Genomic DNA, 17152 nt, shown 5'->3' on the forward strand with positions numbered 1-17152 from the left:
GGGGGGGGGGGGGGGGGGGGGGGGGGGGGGGGGGGGGGGGGGGGGGGGGGGGGGGGGGGGGGGGGGGGGGGGGGGGGGGGGGGGGGGGGGGGGGGGGGGGGGGGGGGGGGGGGGGGGGGGGGGGGGGGGGGGGGGGGGGGGGGGGGGGGGGGGGGGGGGGGGGGGGGGGGGGGGGGGGGGCCCCCCCCCCCCCCTCGACAGGTGGTCCTGGTGTGCCCGAACTTGCGTGGGGCCGGGGCGGCCCGGCTACTGCGGCCAGGCGGCGTCGATGTCGGCGGCGGTCTTCTGGATCGACTGTCCCTCGGCGAACCAGGCGGTCAGCGACTTCCACTCCTGCCCGGCGCCGACCGCGGCCGGCATCAGGTCGGAGCCGTCGAAGCGGAAGGTGGCCGCCGGGTCGGTCAGCGCCTCGGCCGACAGCTTGTCGATCGGGTCGGTGTACAGGCTCTTGTCCACGCCCTGGTTGGCCGAGACCCAGCCGGTCGCGGTCTTCACCCGGCTGCTCGCCCAGTCCGAGCTGGACAGGTAGTTCTGCACCGCCTGCACCTCGGGCCGGCTCGCGAAGGCGGCCAGGAACTCGCCGCCGCCCTCGACCGGGTTGGCGACGGACGGGTTGACCGCGGGCAGGTGGAAGGCGAAGACGTCCCCGTCCGGGCCCACCTTGGTGCCCTTGGGCCACTGCGCCTCGTAGAACGAGGCCTGCTGCAGCATCATGCACTTGCCGCTCAGGACCGGCGTGCCCGCGTCCTGGAAGGTGGTGGTGGCGATCGACTTCACGTCGCCGAAGCCCGCGTTGGTCCAGGCCGGGTTCTGCATCCAGTCGGCGACCGTCTTCATCGCCGTGGTGATCTTCTCGTCGGAGAACTTCACCTGGTGGCCGACCCACTGGTCGTACACCTCGCCGCCGTAGCTGCCCAGCACCACCTCCTCCAGCCAGTCGGTGGCCGGCCAGCCGGTGGCCGTGCCGGAGGCGATGCCGCCGCACCACGGCTTGGGGCCGCCTGCCTTGGCGATCTTGTCACTGAGCGCCATCAGGTCCGCCCAGGTCTTCGGCGCCTCGTAGCCGGCCGCCGTGAAGGCCTTCGGCGAGTACCAGACCAGCGACTTCATGTTGGCGCTCATCGGGGCCGCGTAGAAGGTGCCGTTGACCGAGCCGTAGGTCTTCCAGATCGGGCTCCACTTGTCCTGGTTGGCGACGGTCTGGGCGGGCGGCTTCACCACCTTGCCGCTCTTGACCATCTGCGCCAGCAGGCCCGGCTGCGGGACGATCGCGAAGTCCGGGGCGTTGCCGCCGGCCACCCGGACGGGGAGTTGCGACTCGAAGTCGTTCGACCCCTCGTAGCTGATCTTGATCCCGGTGCACTTGCTGAACTCGGACCAGGACTTCTCCAGGTTGTCCGACTCCGGGCTCAGGATGGAGGCGAACATCGTCACGGTCGTGCCCGAATGCCCGGCGTACTGCTGGTACTTGGCGCAGTCGCCGGACAGCGACTGGGTCGCGCCGCCTCCGCCGTCACCCGAACCGCCGGAGCTGTTGGAGCAGGCCGCGGTCAGCGCCAGTGCCGCCGCCAGGACGGGTACGGCTGCCAGACGGCGGCGGTGACGCGGTTGCGGCGCGGTCGGGTCGGTGGTGGTCAATGCGGTCTCCTCGCCAGGGCGTGCTGCCGACGGTGGCTGAACGACATTGCGCTGTACCGGAGATGGGTCTGAGGGGATCACGGGCGGACGGCGGCCGGACTGATCGAAGACGTTAACGCAGCAGCCGCCCTCCGCCAAGGTCCACGTTCGACCTTCACAAGCCGGTGTCCCGACTGTGACCCACAACCAGGCGTTTCCCGGACCGCCCCCACCAGAAGTCGAAGACCCCGCCCGGAAACCCGGACGGGGCCCATGTCGTGACGCTACGTCAGAACAGCCGGATCGGCAGCTCCAGCAGACTGTTCACCACCAGCGACGGGCTCGGCCGCAGCTCGGCGTCCGACACCGCGAGCGACAGCTTCGGGAACCGCGCGAACAGCGCCGGCAGCGCGACCCCCGCCTCCAGCCGGGCCAACGGCGAGCCCGGGCACACGTGCGGGCCGTGACCGAAGGACAGGTGCCGGCTCGGGTCCCGGGTGATGTCGAACAGCTCCGCCGTCACCCCGTGCTGCAACGGGTCCCGGCCGATCGCGTTGTACGAGACCAGCACCGGCTCGCCCGCCGGGATCACCGCGTCGCCCACCGGGATGTCCGCGGCGGTGAAGCGGAACAGGAAGTTGCTGGTCGGCGGCGTCCAGCGGAGCGACTCCTCCACCGCCGCGTCCCAGGACACCTGCCCCGAACGCACCAGCTCCAGCTGGTCCGGGTGCGCCAGCAGCGCCCGCACCGCATTGCCGATCAGGTTCACCGTGGTCTCGTGGCCGGCCGCGATGATCACCCGCAGGGTAGCCGCCGCCTCCGCGTCGGTCAGCGCCCCGCCCTCGGTGTCGGCCGCCAGCAGCACGCTCGCCAGGTCCTCACCCGGGGCCGAACGACGCTGCGCCACCAGGTCGTTGACGAAGGCGTTCAGCCCGGCGATGGTCGCCTGGATGCCCGCCGGGTCCGGCTTGATGCCGAAGAACCGCTCGTACAGGTCGCGCAGCACGCCGTGGTCCGACTCCGGCACGCCCAGCAGCGAGCAGATCACCGTCATCGGCAGCGGGAAGGCGAAGGCCGCCTTCAGGTCGACCTCCGGCTCACCCGCCGCCAGGCCGTCCAGCAGCGCGCGGGTGATCTCCTCGACGCGCGGGCGCATCAGCTCCACCCGGCGCGGGGTGAAGGCCTGCGCGACCAGCGCGCGCAGCCGGCGGTGCTCGGCGCCGTCCGTGGTCACCATGCTCGGACCGGGCACCGCCAGGCCGATCAGCGGCCAGGTCCTCGACACCTCACCGCGCTGGTAGGCCCCCCAGTGCGCGGCGTCCTTCACCAGCCGGGCGTCCGTCAGCAGCTCGCGCGCCGCCGCGTGCCGGGTCACCGCCCAGGCGGCCACGCCGCCCGGCAGCTCGACCGGCACCACCGGGCCGGCGGCGCGCAGCAGCGCGCCCTCGGCCGCGCTGTCACAGGCCAGCGGGTCGAGGACGATCGGGGCCTGGGCAGCGGTCATCGGCAACTCTCCTTCGGAGGACGGGCATCGACGGTATCGGTGCGTGTCGACGGGTTTCGCCGGTTCTCGACGGCGACGGGGCTAGACGGGCAACGGGTCAGGCCGGGCACGGGTCAGGCCGGGCACGGGTCAGGCCGGGTGGCCCGGGGTGAACGAGACCGGCAGCGCCACCAGCCCGCGCACCCACGCCGACGGCCGCCACACCAGCGCGTGCTCGGCCACCGCCAGCCGCAGGTCCGGCAGCCGGTCCAGCAGCACCTCGATCGCGGTGGTCGCGATCACCTCCGCCGCTTCCTGGGCCGGGAACGGGCAGCCGTGCTCGCCGTACGAGTAGCTCATGTGCGCCCGGTTGCCCTCGGCCGGACGGCCGTCGGCCTGCCGCACCGACGGGTCCGCGTTCGCCCCGGCGAAGCCCAGCAGCACCATGTCGCCCGCGCCGATCCGCTGGCCGCCCAGCTGGGTGTCCCGGACCGCCCAGCGCCCGGCGAAGATCTGCGTCGGGGTGTCCTCCCAGAGCGCCTCGTTCAGTGCCTGGCTGATGCTGCGCCGACCGCCCGCCAGCGAGGCGGCGAACCGCTCGTCGGTGAGCATCAGCCGCAGCGCGTTGGAGATCCAGTACGAGGACGGCTGGTGGCCGGCGATCAGCAGCACCCGCAGGTCGCGCATCACCTCGTCGTGGCTCAGCCCGGCCTCGTGCGCCAGCATCCGCGAGGCCACGTCGGCGCCCGGGAACTCGGCCTTCTCCTCGACCAGGGCGAGCATCAGCTCCAGCAGCCGCTGGGCACCGGCCGGCGCGTCCGGGCCGCCGTCCAGCATCGCCAGCAGCGCCGCGATCAGCTGCGGCGCCTGCTCCTCGTCCAGGCCGAACACCCGGCACAGCACCAGCAACGGCATCCGGTGCGCGTACTCGGCGACCAGGTCCGCCTCGCCGCGGCCGGCGAACTCGTCGATCAGCCGGTCGGCGACCTCCTCGGAGTGCTTGCGCAGCTCGTACGGGTCGATCCCGGCCAGCGCGTCGGTGACCGCGCTCGAACGCCGCACGTGCTCCTCGCCCTCGGCGTACAGGATCGAGGGGACGGGCGCCATCATCGGCTTCAGCGGCCAGTCGGCGGGCAGCGTCTCCCAGGCGTGCCAGCGGCTGGAGTCCCGGCCGAACACCTGCGGCTGACCGGTCACCAGCTGCAGCTCGCGGTAGCCGATGACCAGCCAGGCGGGCACGCCGCCGGCCAGCTCGACCGGGGCGACCGGACCGTGCGCGGCGCGCAGCTCACGGTAGAGCTGGGCCGGGTCGGTCTGGAAGCGCGGCCCGTACAGCGGCGTGGCGCCGGCGTGCGCCGGGCAGCCCGGGGGCGGGGTGGCGGCGGGCTCGGTCACGGGGTGCTCTCCTCGTACATCGCGGTGGGGGCCGCTGCCGGGGCGGCAGCCTCTTCGGAGCCGGGGGCCGGGGCGGCCGCAGCCACAGTCACAGCCGCGGCGTCCCTGGCCGGGTCAACCCCGTCGGCTCCATCGGCTCCGTCGGCTCCGGCCAGGTCGGCCCGGTCGGCCCGGTCGGCCCCGGCCAGGGCCGCCAGGTGGTGGACCAGTTCGATCAGCACCCGCTTGCCGGACTCGCGGTCGCGCGCGTCGCAGTCCACCAGCGGCACCTCGGCCGGCAGGTCCAGCGCCTCGCGGACCTGCTCCAGGGTGTGGGTCGGCTCGCCGAAGTTGTTGCGGGCCACGATGAACGGGGTGCCGTGGTGCTCCAGCCGGTCGATCGCGTGCCAGGACTCCTCCAGCCGCCGGGTGTCCACCAGGACGACCGCGCCCAGCGCGCCGCTGAACAGCCGGTCCCAGAGGAACCAGAAGCGCTCCTGCCCTGGCGCGCCGAACAGGTACAGCACCTGCCGCGCGGAGAGGGTGATCCGGCCGAAGTCGAAGGCGACCGTGGTGGAGCGCTTGCCCCAGGCGCCGGCCGGGTCGATGCCCTCCCCCGCCCGGGTCATCACCTCCTCGGTGTTCAGCGGGCGGATCTCGCTGACCGAGCCGACCAGCGTGGTCTTGCCCACGCCGAAGCCGCCGACCACGACGATCTTCAGCGCGTTGTCGGCGGTCGCCCGCAGCGGGGTGCGCTCGGCGGCGGGCCGGACGTCAGAGCCGTTGGAGGCCATGCAGCACCTGCTTCAGCGTGTCGAGGTCGGGCAGCCGGGCCTTGTTCGGCGCGAACCGGGGGTGGCGGGCGGTGATCCCCCCGGACTCCAGCAGGTCGCCGAGCAGGATCTTCACCACCGAGACGGGCAGCGCCAGCTCCGCCGCCACCTCCACGACGGCGGTCGGGGCCTCGCACATCCGCAGGATCCGGACGTGCTCCGACTGCATCCCGGGCGTCGGCTGCCGCTCGGCGACGATCAGGGTGACCAGGTCGAAGGCGTTCTCCGGGGCGCGGCTGCGGCCCTTGGTGATGGTGTAGAGGCGGTCCGGGTCGTCGTCACGGCCCGGCAGCACCGGCCCGTCGGTCATATCCCCGCGCCCTCCGGTGTGGCGGCGCTCCCGCCCGTCGCCCCGTCCTCCGCGCTGCGGGCCGGTGCGCTGAGGTGGACGCCGATCTGCTCGATCAGGCCGTGCATGTTGTGGCCGACCACGCCGACGTCCGCGTCGTCGTCCGTGACCACTGCGAGGTGCGCTCCCTCACCGGCGGCCACGATGCACAGGATGCCGCCGTGGAACTCGGTCATCGACTGCCGGACGCCGCCGCTGCCGTCACCGAACTCGATCGAGGCGCCGTGCGCCAGGCTCTGCAGACCGGACGCGATCGCGGCCAGTTGGTCGGCCTGGTCGGTGCTCAGCCCGGCGGTGTGGCAGAGCTTGAGGCCGTCGGCGGAGAGAACCAGGGCGTGCCGGGTGCCGGGGGTTGCCGCCAGCAGGTTTTCCAACAGCCAGTCGAGGTCGCGGTCGGGGGCGCTGCTCATCAGGTGTCCTTCTCGGTGACGGGGGAAGCGTCGGGCGGGGTGTCGGTACCGGTGACGGTGCCGGTGTCCGTGGTCGGCGTCGCGGTGGAGCGCTGCTCGCCCTCCATCGGACGGGCGGCGGCCCGGCGGAACGCGCCGAACCGGGCGGCCGCGCTCACCGCGTCGGCGCGGACGGGCTTCGCGGTCCGGTCCGACGCCGGGGCGGTGGTCAGCGTCTGCCCGCGCCGGCGCTGCGGCAGGCCGCTGTCGGTCATCCGGGCGGGCGCGGGCGGCAGGGGGGCGGCGGTGAGCGGGGCGGGTGCGGCCGGGGCGGTGAGCGCGGTCGGCGCGGCGGGCGCCGGCGGCAGGGGCGTGGGGGCCGGACGTGCGGGCGCCGGGCGTGCCGGAGTGAGCGCGGGGCGCGCGGACTCCACGGTCGGCGCCTGCGTCGGGACGGCGGCCGGGGCGGGCGCCGGGGCCGGGTGCGACACCAGCTGCTGCGGGATCAGCATCACCACGCCCGTGCCGCCGCGCGCGGACGGCCGGAAGGAGACCTGCAGCCCGTGCTTGCGCGCCAGCACGCCGACCACCGCGAGCCCCAGCCGGGTACCGGCGGAGAGCGTGGTGAGGTCCAGCGGCTCGGCGGAGACGGCCCGTTCGGCCCGGCGCAGCCAGCCGTCGCCCAGGCCGAGGCCGCTGTCCTCGACGGTGACCACCAGTCCGGCGGGCACCTCCTCGACGTAGACGTGCACCTCGGCCGGCGGGGCGGAGAAGTTGGTGGCGTTGTCCAGCAGCTCGGCCAGCGCGTGCATGACACCCTCGGCGGCGTACCCGGCCACCGCGGCGGTGCTGGCGTTGTGCAGCCGTACCCGCTGGTAGGCACCGATCCGGCCGAGCGCGCCGCGCAGCACCGACTCCACCGCGATCGGCTTGGCCCAGCGGCGGCCCGAGCGGGCACCGGTCAGCACCGCGATGCTGTCGGCCATCCGACCCGCCTGGGCGGTCGAGTGATCCAGGCTCAGCAGGTCGCCGAGGACCTCCTCGTCGTGCCGGTGCTGCATCTCGCGAAGCTCGGCGTGCATGCTCGTGGCCAGCGCCTGGACCCGTCCGGCGGCGGTCGCGCAGACCGCGAGCGCGGCGGCCCGCAGCCGCTCGCCCCGGCCGATCTCCTCACCCACGGCGCGCAGCAGCGCGTACTGCGGGTGCTTGCGGTGGGCGGCCAGCGCGCTGTCCACGGCCGCGCCCCCGCGCAGCTTCTTCACCACCTCGGGCAGGACGCCCTCGGCGATCAGGTCCAGCTCGGCGCGCTCGGACTCGGCCCGCGCCCGCTCCGCCTCCAGGCCGGCCCGCTCGGCGTCGAGCTCGGCGCGCACCCGGTCCAGCTCGGCGTGCGCGGCGGCGACGTCCCCCTCGGCGCGGGCCTGCCCGGCACGGGCGGCGTCCCGCTCGGCCTCGGCGGCGGTGGCCCGCCCCTTGGCCGCCGTCTCGGCCTGCCGGGCGGAGCCGGCCACGACCAGCGCCGTCATCGTCTCCCGGTGCTGCTCCGCCACGTCCTCGGCGAGCCTGCGGGAGCGCTCGGCGCCGGTCGCCGCGAGGCCGACGGCGATCAGCCAGAGGACGGCGACGGCGCCCACGGCGAGGGCGGTGAGCGGCTGGTGCGCGCTCAGGGCCCGGGTGACGCCGACCGGTGCGGCGACCAGCGCCAGCAGGACGGCGGCCGCGGTCAGGGCGACGGTGCGCGGCGCGGGTCGTCGGCGCGGCCGGCCGTCGGGGCTGGTGGCTTCTCTCATCGGGGCGGTCCTCGGCAACGTCGGCGGGCGGCGGCACGGCGGCGAATCGGCGACGGTCGCGACCGCCGACAGCTGGGTGGGGCGCATACCAGACCGCCCGGCGACGTCATCAAACGTCTCCGGGCGGCTGATCGGTTCACGCTTTCGGCCGATCATATCGATTCAGACATTGCCCTCAAGTGGCCAGTTGACGGGCAGTCTCCTTCATCCACGTCCCTTACACCGATTGGCGACGCAACCCCCGCACGACCGAGCGGCCAGGTTCACACCCTGGACTTCACGGCCGGGGTCCGCAGCCGGGGGGCCACCTCCGGGGGTTCGCAGCCGGAGGTTCACAGACTGGGGTTCACAGCCCGGGGTTCAACCCGACGTCCGCTCGATCGCCTCCCGGACGGCCTTCGGGTCCAGTCCGTGGTCGACGATCACCCGCACCGCCGGCCCCTCCCCCTCGCGGAGCACGCCCAGCAGCAGGTGCCCGACCCCGATCTCTCCCGACTTCAGCCGCAGCGCCTCCCGCAGCGAAAGCTCCAGGGCCTTCTTCGCCCGGGGGCTGAACGGCAGCCTCCCCGGCCCGGGCGCGGAGGCCGCGGCGGACCGGAACCAGCCGCGGCGCTTCCCCTCCTCCTCGGACGGGGCATCCAGCGCCCCCTCGCCGAACACCGACTCGACGGCCTCCCGGACGGCGTCCAGGTCGACCCCGATGGAGGCCAGCACCGCGGCGTCGTCCTTCTCGACGGACAGCCGCCGCACGGCTCGCAGCACGGTGTCGTGGTCCAGCCCGGACTCGACCAGCACGGCCGCCGACGGCTCCTCCGGCTGCGCCAGGATCGCCAGGAGCAGGTGCTCGGTGCCGATGTGGCCGTGCCGCAGCGCGCGTGCCTCCAGCTGGGCCCCGACCACCGCCTGTCGCGCCGGCTCGGTGAATCGCTCGAACATCCCTCAGCCTCCGTCCTCGTCCTTGCCGGCTCCCGTACCGGTTCCGCGCCGGGCGTACTTCTTGTGCACGGCCTGCCGGGTCACCCCGAGACAGACCGCGATGTCCTGCCAGGACCAGCCCTGCGACCGGGCGTTGCCCACCTGCAGGGTCTCCAGGCGGTCCGCCAGATCGCGCAGGGCGCGGACCGCCCGGAGCCCCACGGCCGGGTCACGGCTGCTCGCCGCGGCCGCGAGTTCTCCGCTCTCGCTCATGCTGTCAACTTTGGTTGACACCCGCGCCGATGTCAACCCCGGTTGACAGTCGCCGGCCTCACCGGCTGCCGAACCGCTGCTCCAGCGCCTCCTCGAAGGTCCCCACGCCCACCGCGCGCTCCGGCGTCAGGTTCCCGCCCTCGCGCAACCCCCGGCCCACCGCCCCCGGCATCCGCAGCGGCAGCAGCACCCGCCGCTTGCCCGCCGCCCGCAGGTACGCCTCGGCCAGGTCCCGGTACGACCGCACCCGCGGCCCGCCCACCTCCGGCGCGAACCCGGCGGGCTCCTCCCCCACCAGCCCGACGACCGCCGCCGCCACCTCCCGGACGTCCACCGGCTGGACCCGCGCCCCGCACACCACCGGGAACACCGGCAGCTTCACCGAGGCGTCGAAGAACCTCAGCACCAGGTCGTGGAACTGCGTCGCCCGCAGCACCGTCCACCCCAGCCCCGACTCCCGCACCAGCCGCTCACAGGCCAGCTTCGTCCTGTAGTACGCGAGCGGCACCCGGTCGATCCCCACGATCGACACGTACACCAGGTGCCGCACCCCCGCCTCGCGCGCCCGCGCCACCAGCGTCCGGACCGCCGCCACGTCCGTCTTCTTCTGCGTGGTCGCGCAGTCCACCACCACCTCGACCCCGGCCATCGCCTCCGCGATCCCGACCCCGCTCACCAGGTCCCCGACCACCCACTCGACCCCGTCACCCCCGCCCCGCGCCCGCCGGCTCAACCCCCGCACCGCCACCCCGCGCGCCGCCAGCAGCCGCACCACCTCCCGCCCCAACGTCCCCGTCGCCCCGGTCACCAGCACCGTCCCGTTCACCACACCACTCCTTCCGCCGGAACGCCTTCACCCCTACGGACCGGCCACGGCCCCGATCCGTGACATCGGCGGTTCAGGAAACGAAAAAGGCGGGGCGAGGACATGAAGTCCTCGCCCCGCCTCAGCGGTGGCTCACCACGCGGGGTCAGCACCGACGGCCGGAGCCGGCGGTCAGAGCCGGCGGCCGCCGACGGTCATCCGATGATCAGCTGCAGCCGCTGGTGGAGCCGCAGCCCTCGCAGAGGTAGCAGCTGCCGGCGCGGCGCATCTTGGTGCCGCAGGAGAAGCAGAGCGGGGCGTCGGCGTTGAGGCCGAGCTGGATCTCCATCAGCTCCGTGGAGTTGTGGGCCTGCTTCGGGGCCGCCTTGGGCGCCTCGACGGCCGGGGCCGGCTTGGCGACCACCGGGGCCGACTGGGCGAGCGACTCGGTGTCGAGCTCCTCGGCCTCCAGCGGCTCGTAGGAGCCCGTCTCCAGGTGGCGCTGGCGCTCCTCGACGGAGTGGATGCCGAGCGCCGAGCGGGTCTCGAACGGCAGGAAGTCCAGCGCCAGGCGGCGGAAGATGTAGTCGACGATCGACTGCGCCATCCGCACGTCCGGGTCGTCGGTCAGACCGGCCGGCTCGAAGCGCATGTTGGTGAACTTGGAGACATAGGTCTCCAGCGGCACGCCGTACTGCAGGCCGACCGAGACGGCGATGGAGAAGGCGTCCATCATGCCCGCGAGGGTCGAGCCCTGCTTGGACATCTTCAGGAAGACCTCGCCGAGGCCGTCGTCCGGGTAGGAGTTGGCGGTCATGTAACCCTCGGCGCCACCGACCGTGAAGGAGGTCGTGATGCCGGGACGGCCCTTGGGCAGGCGCTTGCGGACCGGGCGGTACTCAACGATCTTCTCGACCGCGGCGGCCGGGGTTTCCTCGGCCTTGGCCTCGGATTCCTTCTTCTTGGCCGAGAGCGGCTGGCCGACCTTCGAGTTTTCGCGGTAGATGGCGAGCGCCTTGACGCCCATCTTCCACGCCTCGAAGTAGATCTCCTCAACGTCCTCGACGGTCGCGGCGGCCGGCATGTTGACCGTCTTGGAGATGGCGCCGGAGATCCACGGCTGGATCGCCGCCATCATCCGCACGTGCCCCATCGGCGAGATGGAGCGCTCGCCCATCGCGCAGTCGAACACCTCGTAGTGCTCGGACCGCAGGCCCGGCGCGTCCACCACGTTGCCGTGCTCGGCGATGTGGGCGACGATCGCCTCGATCTGCTCGTCCTGGTAGCCGAGGCGGGTGAGGGCGCGCGGGACGGTGCCGTTGACGATCTGCATCGAGCCGCCGCCGACGAGCTTCTTGAACTTGACCAGGGCCAGGTCGGGTTCGACGCCGGTGGTGTCGCAGTCCATCATCAGGCCGATGGTGCCGGTCGGGGCCAGCACGGAGGCCTGGGCGTTGCGGAAGCCGTTCTGCGCGCCGAGGCGCACGACGTCCTGCCAGGTCTTGTTGGCCGCCAGCCAGACCGGGGCGTCCAGCTCGTCCAGCGAGACGGCGTCGAGCGAGGCGTCCGCGTGCTGCTTCATGACCTGCTGGTGGGCGGTCGCGTTGCGGGCGTAGCCGTCGTACGGGCCGACGACACCGGCGAGTTCGGCGCCGCGGCGGTAGGCGGTGCCGGTCATCAGCGAGGTGATGGCGCCGGCCAGGGCGCGGCCGCCCTCGCTGTCGTAGGCGTGGCCGGTGGCCATCAGCAGGGCGCCGAGGTTGGCGTAGCCGATGCCGAGCTGGCGGTAGGCGCGGGTGGTCTCGCCGATCTTCTCGGTCGGGAAGTCGGCGAAGCAGATGGAGATGTCCATCGCGGTGATGACCAGCTCGACGACCTTGGCGAAGCGCTCGGCGTCGAACGTGTCGTCGTCGCGCAGGAACTTCATCAGGTTGAGCGAGGCGAGGTTGCAGCTGGAGTTGTCCAGGTGCATGTACTCGGAGCAGGGGTTGGACGCGTTGATGCGGCCGGACTCCGGGCAGGTGTGCCAATGGTTGATGGTGGAGTCGTACTGGATGCCGGGGTCGGCGCAGGCCCAGGCGGCCTCGGCCATCTTGCGGAACAGCTTCTTCGCGTCGACGGTCTCGATGACCTCGCCGGTCATCCGGGCGCGCAGGCCGAATTCGGTGCCGTTCTCGACGGCGGTCATGAATTCGTCGGAGACGCGGACCGAGTTGTTGGCGTTCTGGTACTGGACGGAGGCGATGTCGTCCCCGCCGAGGTCCATGTCGAAGCCCGCGTCGCGCAGGGCGCGGATCTTCTCCTCTTCCTTCACCTTGGTCTCGATGAAGGCTTCGACGTCCGGGTGGTCGACGTCCAGCACGACCATCTTGGCCGCGCGGCGGGTGGCGCCGCCGGACTTGATGGTGCCGGCGGAGGCGTCGGCGCCGCGCATGAAGGAGACCGGGCCGGAGGCGTTGCCGCCGGAGGAGAGCAGCTCCTTGGAGGAGCGGATCCGGGAGAGGTTGAGGCCGGCGCCGGAGCCGCCCTTGAAGATCATGCCCTCTTCCTTGTACCAGTCGAGGATCGACTCCATGGAGTCGTCGACGGACAGGATGAAGCAGGCGCTGACCTGCTGGGGCTGCTTGGTGCCGACGTTGAACCAGACCGGCGAGTTGAAGCTGAACACCTGGTGGAGGAGGGCGTGGGTCAGCTCGTGCTCGAAGATCTCGGCGTCGTCCGTGGTGGCGAAGTAGCCGTGCTTCTCGCCGGCGGCGCGGTAGGTGAGCACCACGCGGTCGATGATCTGCTTGAGGCTCCACTCCCGCTGGGGGGCGCCGACGGCGCCGCGGAAGTACTTGGACGTGACGATGTTGACGGCGTTGACCGACCAGAAGTCGGGGAACTCGACGCCGCGCTGCTCGAAGTTGATCGATCCGTCACGCCAGTTGGTCATGACGACGTCACGCCGCTCCCAGCGGACCGCGTCGTACGGGTGCACGCCAGGAGTGGTGTGGATGCGCTCCATCCGCAGACCGCCCTTGGGGGCCTTGGCGCCCTTGGCCGCGGCCTTCTCGGACTTCGACCCGCGCGCGGAACCGCTCGTGGTGTCTGTCACTTCTCGCTCCTCCTCCTGGGCAAACGCCCGTAGTGCCCTGAAAAGTCCGGGCACCGCTGGTTCGTTCTTCCGGTGTGCGGACAGGCGGAGACCCTGCCTGTATTCGCACGGTTTGTAGTGTTCTGCGCCCCGTTTCCGGGCACGCCGGGGCCCCGTGGGGCCGATGTGGTGCGGCTGGGCCCCGACTGGGGGCCGGTGCGCCGGCGCCTCCTAGGGCGCGGCGGCGGAGACGGACACACGGGTGTCGTCCGTCTCCGGGGTGCGGGGCCGTTCTGCGCGGAGTTCCGCGATGGCGGCCTCGAAGTCTTCCAGTCCGTCGTACGCCTGGTACACGCTGGCGAATCGCAGGAAGGCGACCACGTCGAGTTCCTTGAGCGGGCCGAGTATGGCCAGCCCCACGTCGTGGGTGGTCAGCTCGGCGTTGCCGCTGGCGCGTACGCACTCCTCGACCCGCTGGCCGAGCTGGGCGAGGGCGTCCTCGGTGACCGGTCGGCCCTGGCAGGCCTTGCGGACGCCGGTGATGACCTTCTGCCGGGAGAACGGCTCGGTGACGCCGCTGCGCTTGATGACCATCAGCGCGGCCGTCTCCACCGTGGTGAAGCGGCGGCTGCAGTCCGGGCACTGCCGACGCCTGCGGATGGAGCTGCCGTCTTCGGTGGTCCGGCTGTCGACAACGCGGCTGTCGGAGTGCCGGCAGAAGGGGCAGTGCACCTGTGGATCCCTCCATGGCGAAACGGGCGGACCTGTTGAGTCTATGCGATACGACCCCGGCCTCGGCAAGCTGATCATGCGCCGTAACCACTAGTACTGGGCACGGAGAGGACTGTAACCACTAGATGTAGGTCTCCGGGGGAAGCGACACCCCTGGCGTGTCGGCGCCGATTAGACTGCCGGAGTCGAGTTTCACTCGAACATTTACTCGATGTACAACAAAGCCTTGATCGAGTCAGCCAAGTCCCGAATAATTCACTCGAACGTGTGTTTGGCGCAACCTTTCGATAGGAGGTGCGTTGGGCTGGAAAAGGGGAGAGGACAGCCGACGAGAGGGGCCGCCGTGAACACGATCGAAAGCAACACCATCCCGGTGCAGGAACACTCCCAGTTCAAGGTGGGGCAGCGCACCACGAATCAGCAGAGCGTGGACATCAGCATGGACCGCAGCGAAGACCACCGCCTGTCCGGCACGGCCCTTTCCGGCCCCAACCGCGTGCCCGACCAGCCGATCGAACACTCATCCGCCATGGACGACGCCCACGCCTCGCCCGCCCGCGCGATGCCGGGCCGCCCCCCCGGGATCCGCACCGACGAGGCCGGCCTCACCGAGCGCCAGCGCCGGGTGATCGAGGTCATCCGGGATTCCGTCCAGCGCCGGGGGTACCCGCCGTCCATGCGTGAGATCGGCCAGGCCGTCGGCCTGTCCAGCACCTCCTCGGTGGCCCACCAGCTGATGGCCCTGGAGCGCAAGGGCTTCCTGCGCCGGGACCCGCACCGTCCGCGCGCCTACGAGGTCCGCGGCGTCGAGGTGGCCCGCCCGAACACCGCCGAGACGGCCGGCCGCCCGTCCACCTCCTACGTGCCGCTGGTCGGCCGGATCGCCGCCGGCGGGCCGATCCTGGCCGAGCAGACGGTCGAGGACGTCTTCCCGCTGCCCCGCCAACTGGTCGGCGAGGGCGAGCTGTTCGCGCTCACCGTGCGCGGCGACTCGATGATCGAGGCGGCCATCTGCGACGGCGACTGGGTCACCGTGCGCCGCCAGCCGGTCGCCGAGAACGGCGACATCGTGGCCGCGATGATCGACGGCGAGGCCACCGTCAAGCGGCTCAAGCGCGAGGACGGCCGGATCTGGCTGATGCCGCACAACCCGGCGTACGAGCCGATCAACGGCGACAACGCGACCATCCTGGGCAAGGTCGTCGCGGTCCTGCGCCGCCTCTGAGCATCCGGCGGCCCGCCGCACGCACGACGGGCCCACGACACCGGGAAGGGGCTCCACCGCACGTGCGGGGAGCCCCTCCGGCGTCTTCGAAGGCCTCTACGAAGGCCTCTTCGCGCCCGTCTTCGGCCCGCGACCTGAGTCCCGCGACCTGAGCCCGCGGCCTCAGCCCCGCGGCCTCAGCCCCGCTTCGTCACCGGCCGCACCGGTGCCGCCGAGGCGTCGATCGCCGCCAGCGAGCGGCGCACCTGGTTGCGGTCCGTGGTGTACCAGAACTCGGGCATCGAGGAGCGGAAGAAGCTCCCGTACCGCTTGGTCTCCACCCGCGGGTCGAGCACTGCCACCACGCCCCGGTCGTCCGCCGCGCGGACCAGCCGGCCGGCGCCCTGCGCCATCAGCAGCGCCGCGTGCGTGGCCGCGACCGCCATGAAGCCGTTGCCGCCGCGCTGTTCGACGTCCTTCTGCCGGGCGCTCATCAGCGGGTCGTCCGGTCGCGGGAACGGGATCCGGTCCATCACGACCAGCTGGCAGGCCGAGCCGGGCACGTCCACGCCCTGCCAGAGCGAGAGCGTGCCGAACAGGCAGGTGGAGGCGTCCGAGGCGAACTCGCGGATCAACTCGCCCAGGGTGTCCTCCCCTTGGAGCAGGATCCGCTGGTCGAGCCGCTCCCGCATCGCCTCGGCGGCCGTCTGGGCGCCGCGCATCGAGGAGAACAGGCCCAGCGTCCGCCCGCCGGCCGCGCCGATCAGCTCGGCCAACTCGTCGAGCATGTCGGGCCGTTCGGGATCGCGCCCGGGATCGGCCAGGTGCTTGGCGACGTACAGGATGCCCTGCTTGGGGTACTTGAACGGCGAGCCGACGTCGATCCCGCGCCAGTGCGGCACCGCGTCCTCGCCGAAGCCGGGGCCGGGCTCCGGGTTGTCCCCGGCTGTCCGGACGTCCGGCAGCCGCGTCTCGGAGGGCAGGCCGACGGAGGCGGCGACGCCGTTGAAGTCCCCGCCGAGCTTGAGGGTGGCCGAGGTGAGGACGACCGAGCGCTCCTTGTACAGGCCCTCGCGCAGCAGCCCGGAGACGCTCAGCGGGGCGACCCGCAGCGAGGCGGTGCCCAGCCCGTAGCGGTCGCTGCGCTCGATCCAGACCACGTCGTACTCGGAGTCCTCCAGCAGCCGCTCGGCGGTCTCGTGCACCGTCTCGGCGGAGGCCATCGCCTGCTTGCGGACGGCGTCCTCGTCGCTGAGCGCCTTGTCCCTGGTCTCCCCCAGCGAGCTGATCACCTGGCGGGCGGCGTCCCGGATCGCGGTGACCGCGTACGCCAGGTACTCGGGCAGTTCCTCGACCCGGCCGGGCTGGGCGGTCTCCATCAGGCCGTGGTAGTTCTCGGCGGCGGCCTGCAGGGCGTCGACGGCCTTCTCGTTGGCAAGCCGGGCGGCCCGCTTCACGGCCCGGTTGACCGCGCCGACGGTCAGCTCGGCGGTGGCCGCGCCGGTGACCCGGTTGACCAGCTCGTGCGCCTCGTCCACGATCAGCAGCCCGTGCTCGGGCAGCACCGGCGCGCCCTCGATCGCGTCGATCGCGAGCATCGCGTGGTTGGTGACGACGACGTCCGCCAGCTTGGCCCGCTCCCGCGCCTTCTCGGCGAAGCACTCCTGCCCGTACGCGCAGCGGGTGGCGCCCAGGCACTCCTTGGAGGTGACCGCCAGCTGGGCCCAGGCCTTGTCGGAGACGCCGGGGCTCATGTCGTCGCGGTCCCCGGTGTCGGTCTCCTCGGCCCAGTCGCGCAGCCGCAGCACGTCCTGGCCGAGCTTGCCGGTGGGCCCGCCGAGCGCGTCCACCGGGTCGAAGAGGCCCTCGCCCTCCTCGCTCGGGGTGCCCTCGTTGGCCCGGTGCAGGCACAGGTAGTTGGAGCGGCCCTTGAGCATCGCGAACAGCGGGCGGCGGCGCAGCACCGGATGCAGCGCCTCGACGGTGCGCGGCAAGTCCCGCTCCACCAGCTGGCGTTGCAGGGCGAGGGTGGCGGTGGCGACCACCACGCGGTCCCCGTGGGCGAGCGCGGGCACCAGGTAGGCGAGGGATTTCCCGGTGCCGGTGCCGGCCTGGACGAGCAGGTGCTCGCTGTGGTCGACGGCGTCGGCGACGGCCTCGGCCATCCGGACCTGGCCGGGGCGCTCGACGCCGCCGACGGCCGCCACGGCGGCGTGCAGCAGGTCGGGGATCCGCGAGCGCGGGACGGTGACGGGCTCGCCGGCGTCTTCGCCGAGGTCCGCCGCGAGCTGGGATTCGGAGTCGTTCGTCAT

The 17152-nt window shown here is 72.7% G+C and carries 14 protein-coding genes; 1 reads left to right on the top strand and 13 read right to left on the bottom strand.

Going from position 1 to position 17152, the window contains the following annotated elements; translation table 11 throughout:
- Nucleotides 1–246: 246 nt before the first annotated feature.
- From ACZ51D_RS37530 to nrdR, 12 genes are all read right to left on the bottom strand, one after another.
- On the bottom strand, nucleotides 247–1638 hold the full coding sequence (locus tag ACZ51D_RS37530; RefSeq protein ID WP_465664763.1) for an ABC transporter substrate-binding protein: 1392 nt from the start codon (nucleotides 1636–1638) through the stop codon (nucleotides 247–249).
- A gap of 268 nt (nucleotides 1639–1906) precedes the next feature.
- On the bottom strand, nucleotides 1907–3121 hold the full coding sequence (locus ACZ51D_RS37535; RefSeq protein ID WP_465664764.1) for a cytochrome P450 family protein: 1215 nt from the start codon (nucleotides 3119–3121) through the stop codon (nucleotides 1907–1909).
- A 129-nt stretch (nucleotides 3122–3250) separates the two neighbouring features.
- Entirely contained in the window at nucleotides 3251–4495 is a 1245-nt protein-coding gene (locus ACZ51D_RS37540; protein WP_465664765.1) for a cytochrome P450, read from the bottom strand.
- Nucleotides 4492–5268 carry a GTP-binding protein gene (locus tag ACZ51D_RS37545; protein ID WP_465664766.1) on the bottom strand — a complete coding sequence of 259 codons (777 nt, stop codon included), beginning with the start codon at nucleotides 5266–5268 and terminating at the stop codon, nucleotides 4492–4494. The genes ACZ51D_RS37540 and ACZ51D_RS37545 overlap by 4 nt, the downstream gene beginning before the upstream one ends.
- Nucleotides 5249–5617, bottom strand: coding sequence for a DUF742 domain-containing protein (locus ACZ51D_RS37550; protein WP_360505226.1), 369 nt, complete (start codon nucleotides 5615–5617; stop codon nucleotides 5249–5251). The genes ACZ51D_RS37545 and ACZ51D_RS37550 overlap by 20 nt, the downstream gene beginning before the upstream one ends.
- Nucleotides 5614–6066: a roadblock/LC7 domain-containing protein gene (locus ACZ51D_RS37555; protein ID WP_360505225.1), complete on the bottom strand. Its 453-nt coding sequence runs from the start codon at nucleotides 6064–6066 to the stop codon at nucleotides 5614–5616. The genes ACZ51D_RS37550 and ACZ51D_RS37555 overlap by 4 nt, the downstream gene beginning before the upstream one ends.
- Nucleotides 6066–7835 (bottom strand): sensor histidine kinase, encoded by a 1770-nt coding sequence (locus tag ACZ51D_RS37560; RefSeq protein ID WP_465664767.1) that lies wholly within the window; start codon nucleotides 7833–7835, stop codon nucleotides 6066–6068. The genes ACZ51D_RS37555 and ACZ51D_RS37560 overlap by 1 nt, the downstream gene beginning before the upstream one ends.
- 360 nt (nucleotides 7836–8195) lie before the next feature.
- Entirely contained in the window at nucleotides 8196–8771 is a 576-nt protein-coding gene (locus ACZ51D_RS37565; protein ID WP_465664768.1) for a Clp protease N-terminal domain-containing protein, read from the bottom strand.
- Nucleotides 8772–8774: 3 nt separating this feature from the next.
- Complete coding sequence (locus ACZ51D_RS37570; protein WP_465623185.1) at nucleotides 8775–9023, bottom strand: RNA polymerase subunit sigma-70; 249 nt, start codon at nucleotides 9021–9023, stop codon at nucleotides 8775–8777.
- 58 nt (nucleotides 9024–9081) lie between these two features.
- On the bottom strand, nucleotides 9082–9849 hold the full coding sequence (locus ACZ51D_RS37575; protein ID WP_465664769.1) for an SDR family oxidoreductase: 768 nt from the start codon (nucleotides 9847–9849) through the stop codon (nucleotides 9082–9084).
- A gap of 205 nt (nucleotides 9850–10054) precedes the next feature.
- Nucleotides 10055–12925 carry a vitamin B12-dependent ribonucleotide reductase gene (locus tag ACZ51D_RS37580; protein WP_465664770.1) on the bottom strand — a complete coding sequence of 957 codons (2871 nt, stop codon included), beginning with the start codon at nucleotides 12923–12925 and terminating at the stop codon, nucleotides 10055–10057.
- A gap of 210 nt (nucleotides 12926–13135) precedes the next feature.
- Nucleotides 13136–13636 (bottom strand): transcriptional regulator NrdR, encoded by a 501-nt coding sequence (gene nrdR, locus ACZ51D_RS37585; RefSeq protein ID WP_360505213.1) that lies wholly within the window; start codon nucleotides 13634–13636, stop codon nucleotides 13136–13138.
- A gap of 439 nt (nucleotides 13637–14075) precedes the next feature.
- On the opposite strand from nrdR, the gene lexA reads away from it, so the two are divergent.
- Complete coding sequence (gene lexA / locus ACZ51D_RS37590; protein WP_465623249.1) at nucleotides 14076–14861, top strand: transcriptional repressor LexA; 786 nt, start codon at nucleotides 14076–14078, stop codon at nucleotides 14859–14861.
- A 176-nt stretch (nucleotides 14862–15037) separates the two neighbouring features.
- Here the strand turns inward: lexA and ACZ51D_RS37595 are convergent, their stop codons facing one another.
- Nucleotides 15038–17152 (bottom strand): ATP-dependent DNA helicase, encoded by a 2115-nt coding sequence (locus tag ACZ51D_RS37595; RefSeq protein WP_465623191.1) that lies wholly within the window; start codon nucleotides 17150–17152, stop codon nucleotides 15038–15040.

Source organism: Kitasatospora sp. NPDC033851 (assembly GCF_055576085.1).

Bases quoted from the DNA above. Each gene is read 5' to 3' on its own strand.
- lexA (WP_465623249.1), top strand. From the start codon at position 14,076: ATGGACCGCAGCGAAGACCACCGCCTGTCCGGCACGGCCCTTTCCGGC.
- ACZ51D_RS37560 (WP_465664767.1), bottom strand. From the start codon at position 7,835: ATGAGAGAAGCCACCAGCCCCGACGGCCGGCCGCGCCGACGACCCGCG.
- ACZ51D_RS37550 (WP_360505226.1), bottom strand. From the start codon at position 5,617: ATGACCGACGGGCCGGTGCTGCCGGGCCGTGACGACGACCCGGACCGC.
- ACZ51D_RS37545 (WP_465664766.1), bottom strand. From the start codon at position 5,268: ATGGCCTCCAACGGCTCTGACGTCCGGCCCGCCGCCGAGCGCACCCCG.
- ACZ51D_RS37595 (WP_465623191.1), bottom strand. From the start codon at position 17,152: ATGACGAACGACTCCGAATCCCAGCTCGCGGCGGACCTCGGCGAAGAC.
- ACZ51D_RS37555 (WP_360505225.1), bottom strand. From the start codon at position 6,066: ATGAGCAGCGCCCCCGACCGCGACCTCGACTGGCTGTTGGAAAACCTG.
- ACZ51D_RS37570 (WP_465623185.1), bottom strand. From the start codon at position 9,023: ATGAGCGAGAGCGGAGAACTCGCGGCCGCGGCGAGCAGCCGTGACCCG.
- ACZ51D_RS37565 (WP_465664768.1), bottom strand. From the start codon at position 8,771: ATGTTCGAGCGATTCACCGAGCCGGCGCGACAGGCGGTGGTCGGGGCC.
- ACZ51D_RS37535 (WP_465664764.1), bottom strand. From the start codon at position 3,121: ATGACCGCTGCCCAGGCCCCGATCGTCCTCGACCCGCTGGCCTGTGAC.